Annotated in this window: 16 protein-coding genes; 2 read left to right on the top strand and 14 right to left on the bottom strand. The window is 69.6% G+C overall.

Annotation, left to right across the window (positions count from 1 at the left end):
- Positions 1 to 181: 181 nt before the first annotated feature.
- Positions 182 to 898, top strand: a complete 717-nt coding sequence (locus MFF55_RS09650; protein WP_238243876.1) for a response regulator — start codon at positions 182 to 184, stop codon at positions 896 to 898.
- A 10-nt stretch (positions 899 to 908) separates the two neighbouring features.
- Here MFF55_RS09650 and MFF55_RS09645 read toward each other — a convergent pair whose 3' ends face one another.
- On the bottom strand, positions 909 to 1,139 hold the full coding sequence (locus MFF55_RS09645) for an AsnC family transcriptional regulator (protein WP_238243919.1): 231 nt from the start codon (positions 1,137 to 1,139) through the stop codon (positions 909 to 911).
- A 184-nt stretch (positions 1,140 to 1,323) separates the two neighbouring features.
- Positions 1,324 to 1,533, bottom strand: a complete 210-nt coding sequence (locus tag MFF55_RS09640; RefSeq protein ID WP_026175704.1) for a cold-shock protein — start codon at positions 1,531 to 1,533, stop codon at positions 1,324 to 1,326.
- Between the two features lie 302 nt (positions 1,534 to 1,835).
- Here MFF55_RS09640 and MFF55_RS09635 point away from each other — a divergent pair, with 302 nt between their 5' ends.
- The gene (locus MFF55_RS09635; RefSeq protein ID WP_238243875.1) at positions 1,836 to 2,225 is read left to right on the top strand and encodes a hypothetical protein; all 390 of its coding nucleotides are present in this window, start codon (positions 1,836 to 1,838) and stop codon (positions 2,223 to 2,225) included.
- A 3-nt stretch (positions 2,226 to 2,228) separates the two neighbouring features.
- On the opposite strand, the gene MFF55_RS09630 is transcribed toward MFF55_RS09635, so the two are convergent.
- The 12 genes from MFF55_RS09630 to MFF55_RS09575 all read right to left on the bottom strand — a co-directional run bounded on the left by MFF55_RS09630 (position 2,229) and on the right by MFF55_RS09575 (position 15,785).
- Positions 2,229 to 2,447 carry a hypothetical protein gene (locus tag MFF55_RS09630; RefSeq protein WP_238243874.1) on the bottom strand — a complete coding sequence of 73 codons (219 nt, stop codon included), beginning with the start codon at positions 2,445 to 2,447 and terminating at the stop codon, positions 2,229 to 2,231.
- 106 nt (positions 2,448 to 2,553) lie between these two features.
- Positions 2,554 to 4,263 (bottom strand): calcineurin-like phosphoesterase C-terminal domain-containing protein, encoded by a 1,710-nt coding sequence (locus MFF55_RS09625; RefSeq protein ID WP_238243873.1) that lies wholly within the window; start codon positions 4,261 to 4,263, stop codon positions 2,554 to 2,556.
- An 83-nt stretch (positions 4,264 to 4,346) separates the two neighbouring features.
- Complete coding sequence (locus MFF55_RS09620) at positions 4,347 to 4,643, bottom strand: hypothetical protein (RefSeq protein ID WP_238243872.1); 297 nt, start codon at positions 4,641 to 4,643, stop codon at positions 4,347 to 4,349.
- Between the two features lie 392 nt (positions 4,644 to 5,035).
- Entirely contained in the window at positions 5,036 to 6,238 is a 1,203-nt protein-coding gene (locus MFF55_RS09615) for a pyridoxal phosphate-dependent aminotransferase (protein ID WP_238243871.1), read from the bottom strand.
- 141 nt (positions 6,239 to 6,379) lie between these two features.
- A complete protein-coding gene (gene lpxD / locus MFF55_RS09610) occupies positions 6,380 to 7,438 on the bottom strand; it encodes a UDP-3-O-(3-hydroxymyristoyl)glucosamine N-acyltransferase (RefSeq protein ID WP_238243870.1) in 1,059 nt (352 codons plus the stop codon).
- A gap of 43 nt (positions 7,439 to 7,481) precedes the next feature.
- Positions 7,482 to 10,037, bottom strand: a complete 2,556-nt coding sequence (bamA, locus tag MFF55_RS09605; protein ID WP_238243869.1) for an outer membrane protein assembly factor BamA — start codon at positions 10,035 to 10,037, stop codon at positions 7,482 to 7,484.
- 292 nt (positions 10,038 to 10,329) lie between these two features.
- On the bottom strand, positions 10,330 to 11,490 hold the full coding sequence (gene rseP / locus MFF55_RS09600) for an RIP metalloprotease RseP (protein WP_238243868.1): 1,161 nt from the start codon (positions 11,488 to 11,490) through the stop codon (positions 10,330 to 10,332).
- Positions 11,491 to 11,694: 204 nt separating this feature from the next.
- On the bottom strand, positions 11,695 to 12,873 hold the full coding sequence (dxr, locus tag MFF55_RS09595; protein ID WP_238243867.1) for a 1-deoxy-D-xylulose-5-phosphate reductoisomerase: 1,179 nt from the start codon (positions 12,871 to 12,873) through the stop codon (positions 11,695 to 11,697).
- 13 nt (positions 12,874 to 12,886) lie between these two features.
- Complete coding sequence (locus MFF55_RS09590) at positions 12,887 to 13,747, bottom strand: phosphatidate cytidylyltransferase (RefSeq protein ID WP_238243918.1); 861 nt, start codon at positions 13,745 to 13,747, stop codon at positions 12,887 to 12,889.
- On the bottom strand, positions 13,747 to 14,517 hold the full coding sequence (locus MFF55_RS09585; RefSeq protein WP_238243866.1) for an isoprenyl transferase: 771 nt from the start codon (positions 14,515 to 14,517) through the stop codon (positions 13,747 to 13,749). The genes MFF55_RS09590 and MFF55_RS09585 overlap by 1 nt, the downstream gene beginning before the upstream one ends.
- Positions 14,518 to 14,619: 102 nt before the next feature.
- On the bottom strand, positions 14,620 to 15,183 hold the full coding sequence (frr, locus tag MFF55_RS09580) for a ribosome recycling factor (protein WP_238243865.1): 564 nt from the start codon (positions 15,181 to 15,183) through the stop codon (positions 14,620 to 14,622).
- A 110-nt stretch (positions 15,184 to 15,293) separates the two neighbouring features.
- Complete coding sequence (locus tag MFF55_RS09575; RefSeq protein WP_238243864.1) at positions 15,294 to 15,785, bottom strand: BLUF domain-containing protein; 492 nt, start codon at positions 15,783 to 15,785, stop codon at positions 15,294 to 15,296.
- Between the last annotated feature and the right edge of the window lie 225 nt (positions 15,786 to 16,010).

Raw genomic sequence — 16,010 nt, 5'->3', positions numbered from 1 at the left:
TATACATCTCCTGTTGATGTCGAAAGAATAAATTTATCGAATTTTTAATGCTATAGCAAAGTCGTCTTAAGGACTCGTTAACCACTCGCGTGGTCGTGAGTGGGGCCGCACGGCGCCCGACCCAGAATTGAACCCCGGCGCCTCCGAACGCTCAGCCGCCGCGTCACGAATGCCGATACCGATGGACACCGCCCGCATCCTCGTCGTCGACAACAATGACCTGGCACGGAATCTGACGGCCGCGATCCTTGCTCCGGCAGGATACGAGGTCGGGACCGCCGCCAACGGGGCGGAGGCGGTCGAGGCCGTGCGGCGGGACCGCTACGACCTCGTCCTCCTGGACCTCAACATGCCCGTGATGGACGGGCTCGCCGCGAGCCGCGCGATCCGCGCCTCCGAGGATGAGGACCGGAGATTGCCGTTGCTCGCCCTCAGCGCTCGCCCGGAGGAGGACGAGGGCGACGCGCGGCGCGCGGCGGGGATCGACGCATCGCTCGCCAAGCCCTTCCGCGCCGTCGACCTGCTCGCGCTGGTCCATCGCTGGACGAGACCGGAGCCGTCGGCGGAGAACGAGATGCGGGTATGGGACGAGCAGGTCTATCAGGAACTCGCCGGCGGCATCGGCGCCCGGGCGATGAACGATCTTCTGCTGCTCTTCGGGCAGCACCTCGATCGGGCGCTGCTCGTCGTCGAGACCTCGGCGCATGCGCGCGAGGCCATCACGTGTGAGGCACACAACCTGGTGTCCTGCGCGGGCATGCTCGGCTTCGAAGAACTCGCGCGGGCAAGCCGCGCGATGATGATGGGGTCGGGGGAGTGGAAGGGAGCCGCTGCCGACCTCAGGCTTGCGATCGGGCGGGCGCGCGATTGCCTCGCGCGTCGCCGGCGCCTTCCCTGAGCCGCCCTGGTTAGTGCGCTTCTTGAAGCGCGACCGTTGCGGGCGGCAAGCCGAACCGCTCGGCGATGTGCCAGCGCAGTTCGCGCGGCGAGTGATAGTTGTAGGATCGGTCGATGATGTGAGAGAGATCGACGGGCTTGTCGGCTTGGGCCGAGGCCTGCTTCAACCGGGTCACCTTGAAGGTCGCGGCGTCGGTGACGGGCGACCGGACGCCGCGGCGTCGGGTGTATTCGAACAGCATGTGTTTTCTTTTTGTCTTTCGGTCTTCGCGGCCCGCCGCTTTGGGCTGAACCGGGGCGTTGATTGATGATGGGCCGTCCGGCGGGCCCACGCCTCGTCGAGGGCGGGCGTCGTCGGAAAGCGGTGACCGGTCCGTTCATCCGGCAGGGAGGGCGCGGGTCCGATGGACCGGCGCCGAAGGGGCCTCAGGCCGCCTGCAGGTTTCCGGCGGAATCCTTGCCGCTGCGCTTGTCGGTCTGGATCTCGTAGGAGACCTTCTGACCCTCGATGAGGTTGCGCATGCCGGCGCGCTCGACGGCGGAGATGTGGACGAATACGTCCTTGCCGCCGTCGTCAGGCTGGATGAAGCCGTAGCCCTTGGTCTCGTTGAACCACTTCACAGTACCGGTATTCACGAATAGATCCTCGTATCGTTCGTCGACCAAACGGAAACGTCTCACGACGCCAGTCGTTCGATCCTCTACTTCACTTCTGACGGGGGCTGGCGGAGCGTGAGACGCTGGTTCGCCCAGGCGTCCGTTTCACCAATCCCCGCTGACCTTCATGTAGGCCGGGGATGCGGCGGCAACAAGGCACCCTGGCCGATATCGGGGCGCCCATCACGCCGCGGCGGCCCGCGCGGCCCTGTGTTTTTGGCACCGACGCATGCATATATGAGTTCGGTTCCAAGCGGTTAGGCGACGCGGTCAGGCGGTTCATGGCGGGCATCTCGGTTTCCCTCGAAGGCGCGAACATCCAGCTCTCGTTCCAGAAGGACGATCAGGCGACGGCGGTGGTCATGGATGCCCGCGCCGCGCGTGCCCTGGTGCGGGCCGTCGGGCAGCTCCTCACCGCCATCGACGAGCCGGACGAATCCGATCTCCCCGAGGACATGAACGACGAGGACATCGCCATGCTCGAAGTGACCTCGTCGGCGATCGAAGTCGGGACCGACGAGCAGGGCCAGGCCGTGGTCGCGCTCCAGGCCGGCGCCCTGCCGCCGTTCCAGCTGCGCCTGACGGACGAAGAGGCCCGTCACGTCGCGACGAGCCTCTCCGAAATTCTCGCCGCTCCCCGCGACGTGCGTGCGTCGCACGGGGACCACTGAGCCCTACATCCGCACGCCGGGATCGGTGGGCGCGCCGGGGAGGTAATCCGGCTCGGAGCCGGGGCCGGCGGGATCGACGACCCCAGGATCGTTGACGGGATAGGGAGTGCGGGGACCGGTGGGGCCGATTTCGGGCTGCTCGTCCGGCTGAGGCGTCGGCGGCAGGTCGCCGGGAATCCCGCCGGGCAGGGGTTCGGGGATCGGGAGGCCGGGATTGGCCATGCAGCGCTCCTTCGGGTTGGGGGTCTGCGGACCAACACCTCCCGTCCATGCCAGTTCCGCGGGCGGCGCGGCCAGGAGGGAGCGCCACCAACCCTGGCCCGGGGGCTCACCCGCGCCGGGGCACGGCCTCCTCCGCCAAGACTTCGAGCACGACCGCCGAGCGCGCCGGGCGCCCGTACTCGTCCTCGACCTCGACCGTAATCCGGTGGGCGCCCGGCCCGATCGTGGCCGGTAGTCTCGCGACCCAGAGATGGCTCGACGGCTCCGCCTTCACCCAGGGCTTCTTGGTGTCGGCGTAGCGGGCGTAAAGTTCGGCGACGAAGGGGTCGGATCGCCGGCGGCGCGTCATGGCCACGGGCCCGCCGTCACCGACGCGGAACTGCACGCGGGTGCGGGGGCCGCCGTCGAAGACGTTCACGACGAGATCCGTCGAGTCGACGCTGTCGAGGGGGATCGGCGAGCGCAGGAGCTGCGCCGGGCGGTAGTCGCGCAGGATCTGGCCGGCGCCGGTCCGGTGCTGGCTCTCGAACATGATCCGCATGACGGCATCGGGCTCGCCCTGCGCCGAGAGGTAGCGCGTCGTGTAGCGGGTGCCCTCGATCGAGAGCACGTGGAAGCCGTTCGGCGTCCCGTCGCGGCTGTCCGCCGAGGGAATGCCGGTGCGCGCGCTCGGGCCGCTCCACCAAGAGCCCGAGACCGCCGTCAGCACATGGTGATGATGCGCCCCCTCGCCCTTCCCGCGCGGGTAATGGTGCTCGGTCGTGTGGGTGTGCCCCGCGAGGCTCAGGACCGGGCGGCCCTCCAGGAGATCGAGGAGCGCGTCGCGGTCGAGGGTGTTCTCCCGCGGGTTGTCCGGGCCGAGATCGGTGAGGAGCGGAATGTGCATCGCTACGACGATGAGGCGGTCCCTCGGCGTCTCGCGCAGGAGGTTCGCGACGAAGGCGAGCTGACGCTCGCCGATCCGGCCCTCGTAGCGCCCGCCATTGCTCCCCGTCGCGGTGGCGGCGCCGAGATAATGGACGTTGTCGAGCATCACGAAGAGCGCCTGCCCGTGGTGGAAGGCGTAGTAGGGCGCGCCGTAGATCCGTTTCAGCGTCTCGCGGCTGTAGCGGGCGTCGGGCGCCTCGAAGTTCAGGTCGTGGTTGCCGCCGATATGGTACCAGGGCACGCCGATGCGCCCGATGATGCGATTGTAGCGGCCGTAGAACGAGAGATCGTCGAACAGGATGTCGCCGGTCGTGATGCCGAAGGCGGCCTGCGTGCCGAGCACGCGGGTCACCGCGGTATCGCGGACATGACCGAGCTCGATCAGGCTCTCCGGCTGCGGGTCCGTGAACAGGATCGCCTCGAAGCTCTCGGGCTCCGGTGCCGGCGTCAGGCCGAAATCGATCGCGGCGGGCAGCGGCCCCGTCGGGTCGATGCCGCGATAGCGCAGGCCGAGTTCCGGGGGCGTGCCCTTCGGCTGATGAATGTAGCTGAAGCGTGGGATGTTGTTGGCGTCGCGCGGCAGGGCGTAGCCCGGCGGCTTGATCACGAAGAGGATCGTCTCGTCGGAGACCGGCAGCGCGTAGCGGCCGGCCTCGTCCGTGCGGACGACCTCGCGGCCGTTCGAGACGAGGACGCCCGGGATGCCGGCCCGCTCGGTCCGCCCGTCTCCCGCCGCGGCCGCGTCGTAGACCCGGCCGATGGCGGTCGCTTCGGCACGCGGGACGCCTTGGCTGGGGGCGGTCTGGGCCTGTGCCGTCGCGGCGGTCACGGCGAGGGCGGCTGCGCCGACGACGCTCTCGCGCCGGGTCAGGCCTGAACGATCCGACATGCCTCAGGCTCCCGATCCGGTCCCGCCGACCGCATCAGAAACCCAAGATCAGAAACCGACGAAGGAAGCGTGACAACGGAGGCTCAGCGCTTGGTCGCGGCGGCCTTCTGCGGCTTCGGCTTCTCGGACACGGAGCCCGCGATCAGCTCGGAGAGGTGTCGCTGATCGAGGCCCGTGGTGACGTCCTTCGACGCCTCGGCGCGCGGCGGCTCCGCCTTCCGCGGCTCGATGGAGCCCGTGGTGACCGGGTCCGGAATCGAGGCCATGGCCTGCGGCCCCTCGGCGGGATCGCGCTGGACGCGCATCGCCCAGTGTGCGGCGGTGGAGAGCGCGGCGATCGCGAGGATCGCCTTGATGCCGCCCGTCAGGAGGCGCCGCATGATGGTCTGGCCCGGATTGCGCGTGGAACGAGACCGGTTCCCCGATCGAGACCATCCTTACCGAAGATCGTGAACGGACGGCTTCCGCGCCCGCGCGGGTAGTGTCCCGAACTGGAACGATCTGTGGGCCTTGCGCCGGAATCGCGGTTCCTGTTCCCCGCGCCGCCGACACTCCTGCAGCCGCTCGGCCCACTGAGCCTCAAGGGAGCGGTGCAGAGAACTGGTCCGCACCGTCCCGTCACTGCCGACCGCGCCACCATGCAGGCCCGAGAGGGTTCGCGAGACCATCGGGCGCATTGGCGGCAGGGACGGCCGATGTAGGGGCACGCTCTGGAGCCGGCAACCGTCGCGATGCCGCGGCCTCGATCCTTCGAGGCCGCGTCGGGACCGCTTCAGCGCAGCGAGCCGCAGAACCGCTGGATGCGATGGCAGGCATCCTCCAGCGCCGCGTTCGAGGTCGCGTAGGAGATGCGCAGGTTCGGCCCCAAGCCGAAGGCAGAGCCTTGGACGGCGGCCACGCCCTCGGCCTGCAGGAGCTCGACCACGAAGTCCTCGTCGGTCTCGATGGTCTTGCCCGACGGCGCCTTGCGCCCGATCGTCTCCGCGCAGGAGGGATAGACGTAGAAGGCGCCCTCCGGCGTCGGGCATTTCAGACCCTGCGTCTGGTTCAGCATCGAGACGACGAGGTCGCGCCGCTCCTGGAAGGCTGCCTTGAAGCGCTTGAGGTGCTCCTGCGTGCCGTCCAGCGCCGCCACGGCCGCCCATTGCGAGATCGAGGAGGCGCCCGACGTCTGCTGGCCCTGGACGAAGTCCATCGCCTTGATCAGGTGCTCGGGCCCGGCCGCGTAGCCGATCCGCCAGCCCGTCATCGCGTAGGCCTTCGAGACGCCGTTCATGGTGAGCGTGCGCTCATAGAGGCCGGGCTCGACCTGGGCCGGGGTCACGAACGCGAAGTCGCCGTAGGTCAGGTGCTCGTACATGTCGTCGGTCAGCACCCAGACATGGGGATGCCGCATCAGCACGTCGGTGATCGCCTTCATCTCGTCGCGGGCATAGGCGGCGCCCGACGGGTTCGAGGGCGAGTTCAGGATGATCCACTTGGTCTTGGGCGTGATCACCCGCTCCAGCTCCTCGGGCTGGAGCTTGAAGTCGTGCGCCATGTCGGTCTCGGCGAAGACCGGCGTGCCGCCGCACAGCACCACCATCTCCGGGTAGGAGACCCAGTAGGGCCGCGGGATCACCACCTCGTCGCCCGGGTTCAGGGTGGCCAGCAGCGCGTTGTAGATGACGTGCTTGCCGCCCGTGCCGACGATGGTCTGCGAGGGCTTGTAGTCGAGCCCGTTCTCGCGCTTGAACTTCTTCGCGATGGCCTCGCGCAGCGGCACGATGCCCGAGACGGGCGGATACTTGGTCTCGCCGCGCCGGATCGCCTCGATCGCCGCGTCCTTGATGTGATCGGGCGTGTCGAAATCCGGCTCGCCGACCGACAGGCTGATCACGTCCATGCCGCCGGCTTTGAGCTCGCGCGCCTTCTGCGTCATCGCGATGGTCGCGGACGGCTTCACGCGCGAGAGGGCGTCGGCCAGAAAGCCCATGTCAGTGCACTCCGATTGATCGACGAGCCCGGACAGGACGGCTCCGTCGCGGCGCGGACCCTAGTGTCGGTCTCGAAAGCCGGCAAGGGAGCCAAAGCGCGATCTCCCGCGCGACGGATGCATGGCAAGAACGCAGCGCGCTCAGCCCTTGGGCTCGTCCTCGTCGCGGCCCGAGCGTTCGGCGAGGCGCGCCAGGGTCGTCAGTTCGCGGAACCAGGCGCGCACGGGCTTGGCCGGCGTTCCGCCCCAGCGGCTGCCAGACGGCACGTCGCGGTTGACGTTGGAGGAGCCCGCGATCTGGGCGCCCTTGCCGATCCGCAGATGGCCGACGACGCCGACCTGGCCGCCGAGCACCACGTAATCCTCCAGCGTCGTCGAGCCTGAGATGCCGACGCCCGAGACGATCACGCAGTGGCGGCCGATCACCACGTTGTGGGCGATCTGGACGAGGTTATCGATCTTGGTGCCCTCCCCGATCACCGTGTCGCGGCTGGCGCCCCGGTCGATCGTGGTGTTGGCGCCGATCTCGACGTCGTCCTGCACGATGACCCGTCCGATCTGGGGCACCTTGAGGTGACTGGCGCCCATGGCGAAGCCGAAGCCGTCCTGGCCGATGCGCGCGCCGGGATGGACGATCACCCGGTCGCCGACGAGGGCGTGAGCGATGGTGGCCCCGGCGCCGATGGCGCAACCGCGCCCGATCCGGACATTCGGGCCCACGGCCGCGTTCGGGCCGATCACCGTGCCGGAGCCGATCTCGGCGTGCGGCCCGATGACGGCGCCGGGATCGACACGGACATTGGCCTCGAGGCGCGCTTCCGGATGCAGGTGCGCGCCCGGGGAGACGCCGCTCGCGCCGAACATCGAGGCGGGACGCATCGCGTCGGGGTGCAGGCGCGCGAGGATCTCGGCGTAGACGCGGTAGGGATCGCGAGTGACGAGCGCGACGGTCGAGGCTGGCACCCGGGCCGCGAAGCGGGGCGCCACGAGGCAGGCGCCCGCCCGCGTCGCCGCGAGCGCGTCGCCGTAGCGGGCGTTGTCCATGTAGGCCAGGTCGCGCGCCCCGGCGCTCTCGAGGGGCGCCGCGCCGCTGATGACGGCCTGGGAGTCGACCCCGTCGGGAAGCGAAACGCGCGCAGCCTCGGCGACGGCGCCGAGGCTGATGACGATTTGAGCTGTGAAGAACTGGGGGCTCGACATGGGATGAGAACGCGCCGCCTCGGGATGGAGGCGGCGCGCGTCCTCAGAAGCGCGAGCCGCCGGAGAACCGGAACGCTTGGGTCTGATCCTTGCCGACCCGGAAGTTCGTGCCGGGGACGCGGGCGCCCTCGTCCTTCGAGAGGGCGTAGGCGTAGTCGAAGCGGATCGGTCCGAGCGGCGAGTTCCAGAGGATCGAGGCACCGACCGAGGAGCGGATCACGGCCCGGTCGCGCACGTTCACGCATTCCGGCTCGACGCCGATGGTGCTCGTGTTGAAGTTGCAGAGGCCGCCCGGCGCGATGCCGTTGATGAGCGCATCGCCGTTCACGTTGAACTGGGTGCGGCCGCTATAGCCGAACAGCGTGCCGGCATCGGCGAACACCGCGCCCTTCAGGCCGAGATCCCGCGGGATGCCCGGGATCGGGAACTGGACCTCGACGGTGCCGCCGACATAGGTGGTGCCGCCGATCGCGTTCGAGCGGCTGTCGGCGATGCCGACGTCGCGCGGACCGATGCCGTTCGGGGCGAAGCCGCGGACCAGCGAAGGACCGAGGAAGAACTGGTCGGTGATGCGAAGCGGCTGATCGTTGAGCGCCGTGATGTGGCCGCCCTGGAAGCGGACGAATCCAACCACGTCCTCGTAGATCTCCTTGTAGTAACGGGCGTCGCCCGTCGCGCGGAAGAACTTCGAGTCGCCGCCGAGGCCGGCGATGTCCGGCTTCACCTCGGCGTAGAGGCCGTTGCGGGGCTGGGCGTAGCTGTCCAAGGTCGAGTAGGCCAGGGTGAGACCCGCGAGCGAGGTCAGGGTCGAGCCCTGCGAGCCCTTGAGCGCGATCGAGGCCTCGCCGTCGAACGCGCAGTTCGGGTACCGCGCGAGGCCACCGACGTTCTGGCCGTTGATGACCGTGCCGGCGGGGTAGCGATCGGTGTAACCCGGGATCGGGTTCGAGCAGTCGTTGTAGGGCCGCTTGAGGGTGTTCGGCACCTTCAGTTCGGTGTTGTAGAGCGAGTAGCGCAGGGTTACGCCGAACTCTTCCGTGATCGGCAGGCCGACGCGGAGCTGACCGCCGTAGACGGTGGTCTCGTAGCGCGAGTAGCGGGTCTGGTCGCTGTACTTGTAGAAGGCGTCGAAGCCCGCAGCGAGGCGGTAGCCGAGGAAGTACGGCTCGGTGAACGAGAAGTCGACGCCGCGCGAGTACTGGCCGGCGGTGCCGGCGACGCGCACGAACTGGCCGCGGCCGAGGAAGTTCGATTCCGAGACCGAGACCTCGCCGATGATGCCGTCCTGGCTCGAATAGCCGCCGGCCACCGAGAACGATCCCGTGGGCTGATCCTCGACATCGATGTTGATGATGACGCGGTCGGCCGCGGAGCCCGGCTCGTTGGAGAAGCGGACCTTCTTGAAGAAGCCGAGGCCGTTCAGGCGGCGCTCCGCCCGGTCGGTGAGGACGCGGTTGTATGCGTCGCCCTCGGTGATATCGAGCTCGCGGCGGATGACGTAGTCGCGGGTGCGGGTGTTGCCGCGGATGTTGATGCGCTCGACGTAGACGCGCGGGCCGTCCTCGACGACGAAGCCGAGGGAGACGGTCCGGGTGGCGCGGTCGCGCTGGCCGGTCGGGCGGACCTGCGCGAAGGGGTAGCCCTGGCGGTTCACCTGCGTCGTGACGCCGTTCAGCGTCTTCTCGACGTCCTCGGCGTTGTAGACGTCGCCCACCGCCGTGCGGATCTCGCCGTCGAGGCCCTGCGTGTCGAGGCCGGGCAGGCGGGAATCGATCGCGACGTTGCCGACGCGGTACTGCTCACCCTCGTCGACGGTCACGGTGATGACCCAGCCGGCATCACCCTCGCCCTCGACGTAGCGCGCGTCGGCGTTGACGACCCGGAAGTCGGCGTAGCCGTTCTTGAGGTAGTAGCGCCGGACGAGGTCGAGGTCGGCGGTGATGCGGTCGGCGTCGTAGACGTCCGAGGTCTTGATGAAGCTCAGGAAGTTCATCTCCGAGGACGACATCAGGTCCTTGAGGGTGCCTTCCGAATAGGCATTGTTGCCGACGAAATTGATCGCCTTGATGCCGGTCTTGTCGCCCTCGTCGATCACGTAGATCACGTCGATGGTGCCGTTCGGCAGGTCCACGGTGCGGTAGCTGACCTTGGCGCCGCCGCGGCCGGCCCGGCGGTAGATCTCGCGGATGCGCTGCAGGTCGGCCTGGACGACGGCCTCGTTGAAGCCGCTGCGGCCCTTGGCTTCGATCTGCCCCTCGAGGGTGGCCTTCTCGACCTTCTTGTTGCCCTCGAACACGACGCGGTTGATCACGTTGTTCTCGCGCACACTCACGACCGTGCTGCCGCCGCTGCGGGAGACCCGCACGTCCGAGAACAGGCCGGTGGCGAGCAGGTTGCGTCGCGCTTCCTCCGGGGAGCCCGAGGCGGTGCCGGTGACGTAGGAGCGGATCGTGTCGGAATCGACGCGCTTGTTGCCCTGGACGACGATCTGCTGCGCCTGCGCGGTCCCGCCCAGAACAAGCCCGGCGGCCGCAGCGGCGACTAGGACGATGGTCCGCTCGGCCGACTTGCGTCGACGCTTCCCCGTCATCGAGATCATGTAATCGCCCGTCTTTTTATGGTTGACGCGGGTTTGCACCCGCAGACGATCGCCGGTTTACCGGTCGTCTCGTCACTTGGTCCCAGTCCAGCTTCTACCGAGTTTCCCGAGCGAAGCAAACGCTCGGGGTCATCGCTCGTTAGGGATTTTGGGAGACGTGGCCTTCCGGTCACTTAACGGTTTTCGGCGATATCCCGACAGGGTTTACGAAGCGTAAACCCGCCCACGGCCCGGCCGGCGGGGATGCCGCCACCCGGTGCGGAACGGCACACGGCCACGCCTCGGCGGCGCCTCAGGTCCCCTTCGCCCCCCAGGAGGCGCCGAGGTTTAGGATGTCGTTCCAGGCCGCGAACAGCATCAGCATGAGCACCAGGGCGAGCCCGATGCGGAACCCGATCTCCTGCGCCCGCTCGCTCAGCGCCCGGCCGCGCACGGCCTCGTAGGCGTAGAAGAGCAGGTGGCCGCCGTCGAGGAGCGGCACGGGAAAGAGGTTCAAGAGCCCGATTGAGACGGAGAGGAGCGCGACGAGCCCGATCAGGCCGGCCACGCCGCCGACCTTGGCGACCTCGCCCGAGACCCGCGCGATCCCGATGGGGCCTGAGAGCTGGTCCGGCGATTCGCGGCCGGTGACTAGCTTGCCGATATAGGCGAGCGTCCGGTCGACGACGAAGTAGGTCTCGTAGATGCCGAGCTTGAGCGACTGGAACGGCCCGTAATGGACGAGCTTCGCCTCCTCGGCCTTCGGCCCCTGCAGGCCGAGGCGCCCGAACCGGTGCCGGCCGAAGGGGGTCCGCTCCTCGACGGTGTCGGGCGTCGCGGTGAGCTGCCGGGCCTCGCCGCCGCGGTCGACGGTCACGATCAGGCTCGAGCCGCCGCTGCCGGTGACCGTCCGCTGCATCTCCATGAAGCTGTTGACCGGCGCGCCGTCGATGGACTGGATCACGTCGCCGGGCTGGAAGCCGGCGCGCTCGGCGGCGCTGCCGGCCACCACGCCGACGACGCGCGCCGGGATCTCGTAGCGGCCGCCGAAGTAGATCGCGCCCCCGAACAGGAGGATCGCCAGCAGGAAGTTGGCGATCGGCCCCGCCGCGACGATGGCCGCGCGCTTCGGCAAGGGCTGGGTCGGGAAGCTGATCGCGCGCTCGCGCGGATCCATCCGGGCGAGCGCGGCCGGGTCCGGCACGCTGGCGCCGTTGGCGTCGCCGTAGAACTTGACGTAGCCGCCGAGCGGGATCGCGCAGAGCTTCCAGCGCGTGCCGTGCCGGTCGTTGAAGCCGAGGAGCTCCGGCCCGAACCCGATGGAGAAGGCGTGAACCCCGACCCCGCACCAGCGCCCGACCAGGAAGTGCCCCATCTCGTGCACGAAGACGACGATGGTGAGCACGATGAGGAACGGGATCACCGCGCCGAAGAAGCCGGCGGCCGTGCCGCTCATGGCGTTCAGGAATTCCATCTCTCGGTCCTCAGGCCGCTCGTCGGGCGGCGATCTCTAGCAGATCGGATCGCTTCGGCGCCAACGCAAAGGCAGGAGAGGCCGCATCATGGTCGCATGGCAATCCCGGGCGGGCCAAACCGGGCCGCCCTCCCCGCTTTGTTGGAGAGAGGGTGAACGCCCGCGCCCCGCCCGGGCGCGCAGCTCGTCAATCGGGACGGTCGGTCACCCGGCCGCGCGCAGCTCGGGCAGCGCCTGCGTGCTCCAGCTCCGGACCTCGGCGTCGATGGCGAGCGCCTCGTCGACGTCGGCCGGGGCGTCGCGGTGGGTCCCGGCGAAGTGCGTGCAGGCCCGCTCTACGAGGTCGGCGATGCCGTAGAACGGGATCTCGCCGCGGATGAAGGCGGCCACCGCGATCTCGTTGGCGGCGTTCATCACGGTCGGCACCGCGCCGCCCTCGGCGAGCGCCGCGCGGGCGATCGCTAGGCAGGGGAAGCGCGCCTCGTCGGCCGGCTCGAAGGTGAGGCTTCCCGTCGCCGCGAGGTCGAGGCCGCGCCCGCGCTCGATCGTCAGGCGGTCGCCGAGGCCGAGGCAATGGGCTATCGGCACCCGCATGTCGGGCATGGCGAGACCCGCCGTCACGGCGCCGTCGCGCCAGGTGACGAGGCCGTGCACGATGGATTGCGGATGGACGATGACGTCGAGGCGCTCCGGCTCGATCGCGAAGAGGTGGTGCGCCTCGATCAGCTCCAGCCCCTTGTTCATGAGCGAGGCGGAATCGATGTTGATCTTCATGCCCATCGACCAGGTCGGGTGGGCGGCGGCCTCCGCCGGGGAGGCGGCGGCGATGCGCTCGCGGGCCCAGGTCCGGAACGGACCGCCCGAGGCCGTGATGGTCATCTTCGCGACGTCGGCGACCCTGCCGTCGCCCAGCGCCTGGGCGAGCGCGTTGTGCTCGGAATCCACAGGCAGGAGGCGGGCGCGGTAGCGGGCGGCGTCGCGCATGAAGGCGTCGCCGGCGCAGACCAGGCTCTCCTTGTTGGCGAGCGCCACGGTCCGGCCGAGCCGCAGGGCGGCATGGGTGGGTTTGAGGCCGGCCGCGCCGCTCACCGCCGCGACCACGATGTCGGCCTCGCGCGCCACGGCCTCGAGCACGGCCGCCTCCCCCGCCCCGCAGGCGATGCCGGACCCCGAGAGCGCCTCGCGCAGGGCCGGACCGGCGGACTCGTCGGCCAGCGCGGCGAAGTTGGCGTCGAGCTCGCGCGCGAGCTTGGCCAGAGCGATCGCGTCGCGGCCGCCGACCAGGGCACCGACGCGGAAGCGGTCGCGATGCTGGACCAGCAGGTCGGTGGTCGAGCGGCCGATCGAGCCGGTGGCGCCGAGGATGGTGACGGTGAGACGCAACGGACGAGTTCCTTCAGGCCGCGGCGAGGCGGTGGATGATCAGGGCGAGCCCGACGAGGAGGGCCACGGCGAAGAAGCCGTCGAGGCGGTCCATGGCGCCGCCGTGGCCCGGGATCGAACGGCCGGAATCCTTGACGCCGCATCGCCGCTTCACGGCGGATTCGGCGAGGTCGCCGGCCTGGCTGAGGACGGAGGCCAGCGCGCTCGCCAGGGCCACGGCGGGGAGCGGCGCGGCCGCGAGCATGCTCCAGCCGTGCTCGCGGGCGAAGAGGACGAGCCCGATTCCCGCCCCGGTCCCGGCGGCGAGTCCCCCCAACGCGCCGGACCAGGTCTTCTTCGGGCTGACCCGCGGCATGAGCTTCGGGCCGCCCAGCGCCCGGCCGGTGAAGTAGGCGACGATGTCGGTGGACCAGACCACGGCGAACATCCAGGCCGGGCCGAGGATGCCGATGGCCGGATCGTTCCTCAGCGCGGTCGGAACGAGGGCGAGGATTCCTGCCCCGATGAGACCGAGCGCAGCGGCGAGCCGGCCCCCCTCCCCTTTCGCCAGGACGAGGGCGGCGCCGAGCCCCAGCCCCCCGATGACGACGAGGGCGGCGACCGGAGCCCCGAGCTGCAGGGAGGCGACGAGGCCGGTGAGCGTGAGCGCGGTCACGGCGAGGAGGGCGCGCCGCGGCGCGATCCGGCGTATCCCGATCCACTCGGCGGCGGCCACGATCGCCGCCGCGAGCCAGATCAGGGCGAAGGGCCAGCCCCCGAGGACCAGGGCGGAGAGGACGATTGCGGCGAGCACCACGGCCGAGAACACGCGCGCCTGGAACTCGCGGCTCCCGAACGGGGTGTGGCGCGGCGCCGTCTCGCCGCCGGCGATCATCATCCCGCCTTGTCGCTGAGGCCGCCGAAGCGGCGGTCGCGACGGTTGTACTCGTCCAGCGCCGCGAGGAAGGACTCGTGGTCGAAGTCGGGCCAGAATTCCGGCGCGATCACGTATTCCGCATAGGCCGTCTGCCAGGTCAGGAAGTTCGAGAGGCGCTGCTCGCCCGAGGTGCGGATCACGAGGTCCGGATCGGGGATGCCCGCGGTGTCCAGCGCCCCCGTGATCGCGTCGAGGCCGATCGCGTCGGGCCGCAGGCGCCCCTCGGCGACCGCCTCGGCGAGGCGCCGGACCGCCCGCAGGATCTCCTGGCGCCCGCCGTAATTGAAGGCGACGACGAGGGTCAGGCCGGTGTTGCGGCAGGTGCGCCGCTCGGCCTCCTCGAGAAGGCCGGCGATGTCCGGGCTCAGGCCGTCGCGCGCACCGATGATGCGCACCCGCACGTCGTTGGCGTGGAGCTCGGCGAGGTCGCGCAGCATGAAGAGCTTGAGCAGCCCCATGAGGTCGGCGACCTCGGCGGGGGGCCGGCGCCAGTTCTCGGCCGAGAAGCTGTAGATCGTCAGGTAGCGCACGCCGAGCTCGATCGCCGAGCGCACGGCCCGGCGCACCGCCTCGACGCCGCGGCGGTGACCCTCGACCCGCGGCAGGCCGCGCCGGGCCGCCCAGCGGCCGTTGCCGTCCATGATGATGGCGACGTGGTCCGGGACGCGGGCGGGCGTCTGGCTCGACGCGGAATCCGGCCGCACCACCGTCTCGACGTCGGCCGTCATCGCTGCCTCGATCTGACGCGCGCCCGTAAAGCGACCCAACGCGCCTCTCCCTCGTCTCGTGCCTTGCCGACCCTCGACCCACTCGATCACGCGGGGCCTGAACTAGACCTGCATGATCTCCTTCTCCTTGGCGGCGAGCACCCCATCGATTTCGGCGATGTACTGGTCGGTCGCCTTCTGGACGTCGGCGGCCTGACGCTTCTCGTCGTCCTCGCTGATCGCGCCGTCCTTCTCGAGCTTCTTGAGGTGGTCGAGCCCGTCGCGGCGCACGTGGCGGACCGCGACGCGGGCCTCCTCCGTGTACTTGTGGGCGACCTTGACCATCTCCTTGCGGCGCTGCTCGTTCATCTCGGGGATGCGCAGCCGGATGGTCTGGCCCTCGGTCTGAGGGTTGAGGCCGAGATCGGATTCGCGGATCGCCTTCTCCACGGCGCCGATCATGCCGCGGTCCCAGACGGAGATGCTGAGGAGACGCGGCTCCGGCACGCTGACCGTGGCGACCTGGGCCATCGGCATCATCGCGCCGTAGGCGTCCACCTGGATCGGATCGAGGATGCTGGGGGTCGCGCGGCCGGTGCGCAGCGAGCCGAGGTCGCCCTTCAGCGAGGTGACGGCGCCCTGCATGCGGCGCTTGATGTCGTTCAGGTCGAAGTCAGGGGTTGCCATGCGTGAAGTCATCCCGACGCGATCAAGGGAACGAAGCCGGGCCCGCAGGCCCGTTCGCCGGCCTCAATGAACCAAAAGCCGACCTGCCGCAAATAGGCTTCGCGTGAAGATCAGGCGCCGCGCCGCGGCGGCTCCCGCAACGGAACCCCTGCTGCGCCGGCCCTCTGGACGAAGTGGCTGCCGTCGAGATGCGCGAAGGCGCGCAGGAGGTCGATCATGCCCTGGACCGACATGTCGGTCGGGTCGAGCTTCGCGGCCGTGCCATAATGCATGTAGATCGCGTCGAGGGGCTCGGAATGCCCGGCATAGCCGACCATCCAGCCCTCGAAGTCCCGCCGTTCGATGGTGCGGCACGAGACGAGGACCATGCCGCTGAGGCGATGATCGGCGGCCAAGCCCCAGAGCTGCTCGGAGATCGCGCTGCGCTCTCCCTCCATCGCCTGCAGGAAGAAGTCCTCATTGAAGACGAGCGCGCCGGTGAGGCCCGAGACGCGGTCGTAGTTGTGGCAGGCGGCGAGGATGTCGCGGACCATCTCGCGCATCGAGCCGCCGGCGAGTGTCACCCGGTTGCGGCTGAAGAAGACGATCTGGGACAGAGGCATCGGGAGATCTCTCGGCCGCCCGCGACGCCGACGCGCAAGTGGCCCGGCAAGAAAACCCGAAAATCCTCAATAAACTGCCAAGCCGAAAACTTGGCCCGAACCCGAAGCTCGGCGCGGACACTTCGGGCCGCATCTCCGGGCGCAATCCTCGGAGGTCGAGGAGCCGGACGGGGGCCATCGGAGTGCGGTTGATTGCCATCGCGGGGCCCCACCCTTGCCCTTCCC

This window comes from Methylobacterium iners (assembly GCF_022179305.1).
GTDB lineage: Bacteria > Pseudomonadota > Alphaproteobacteria > Rhizobiales > Beijerinckiaceae > Methylobacterium > Methylobacterium iners.
This window is presented reverse-complemented; position numbering and strand designations above follow the sequence as displayed.

Coding starts and splice junctions, on each gene's coding strand:
- bamA (WP_238243869.1), bottom strand. CDS start 10,037: ATGATCTCGATGACGGGGAAGCGTCGACGCAAGTCGGCCGAGCGGACC.
- MFF55_RS09585 (WP_238243866.1), bottom strand. CDS start 14,517: ATGACGGCCGACGTCGAGACGGTGGTGCGGCCGGATTCCGCGTCGAGC.
- lpxD (WP_238243870.1), bottom strand. CDS start 7,438: ATGTCGAGCCCCCAGTTCTTCACAGCTCAAATCGTCATCAGCCTCGGC.
- MFF55_RS09645 (WP_238243919.1), bottom strand. CDS start 1,139: ATGCTGTTCGAATACACCCGACGCCGCGGCGTCCGGTCGCCCGTCACC.
- MFF55_RS09590 (WP_238243918.1), bottom strand. CDS start 13,747: ATGATCGCCGGCGGCGAGACGGCGCCGCGCCACACCCCGTTCGGGAGC.
- MFF55_RS09630 (WP_238243874.1), bottom strand. CDS start 2,447: ATGGCCAATCCCGGCCTCCCGATCCCCGAACCCCTGCCCGGCGGGATT.
- frr (WP_238243865.1), bottom strand. CDS start 15,183: ATGGCAACCCCTGACTTCGACCTGAACGACATCAAGCGCCGCATGCAG.
- rseP (WP_238243868.1), bottom strand. CDS start 11,490: ATGGAATTCCTGAACGCCATGAGCGGCACGGCCGCCGGCTTCTTCGGC.
- MFF55_RS09625 (WP_238243873.1), bottom strand. CDS start 4,263: ATGTCGGATCGTTCAGGCCTGACCCGGCGCGAGAGCGTCGTCGGCGCA.
- MFF55_RS09635 (WP_238243875.1), top strand. CDS start 1,836: ATGGCGGGCATCTCGGTTTCCCTCGAAGGCGCGAACATCCAGCTCTCG.
- MFF55_RS09615 (WP_238243871.1), bottom strand. CDS start 6,238: ATGGGCTTTCTGGCCGACGCCCTCTCGCGCGTGAAGCCGTCCGCGACC.
- MFF55_RS09620 (WP_238243872.1), bottom strand. CDS start 4,643: ATGCGGCGCCTCCTGACGGGCGGCATCAAGGCGATCCTCGCGATCGCC.
- MFF55_RS09650 (WP_238243876.1), top strand. CDS start 182: ATGGACACCGCCCGCATCCTCGTCGTCGACAACAATGACCTGGCACGG.
- MFF55_RS09575 (WP_238243864.1), bottom strand. CDS start 15,785: ATGCCTCTGTCCCAGATCGTCTTCTTCAGCCGCAACCGGGTGACACTC.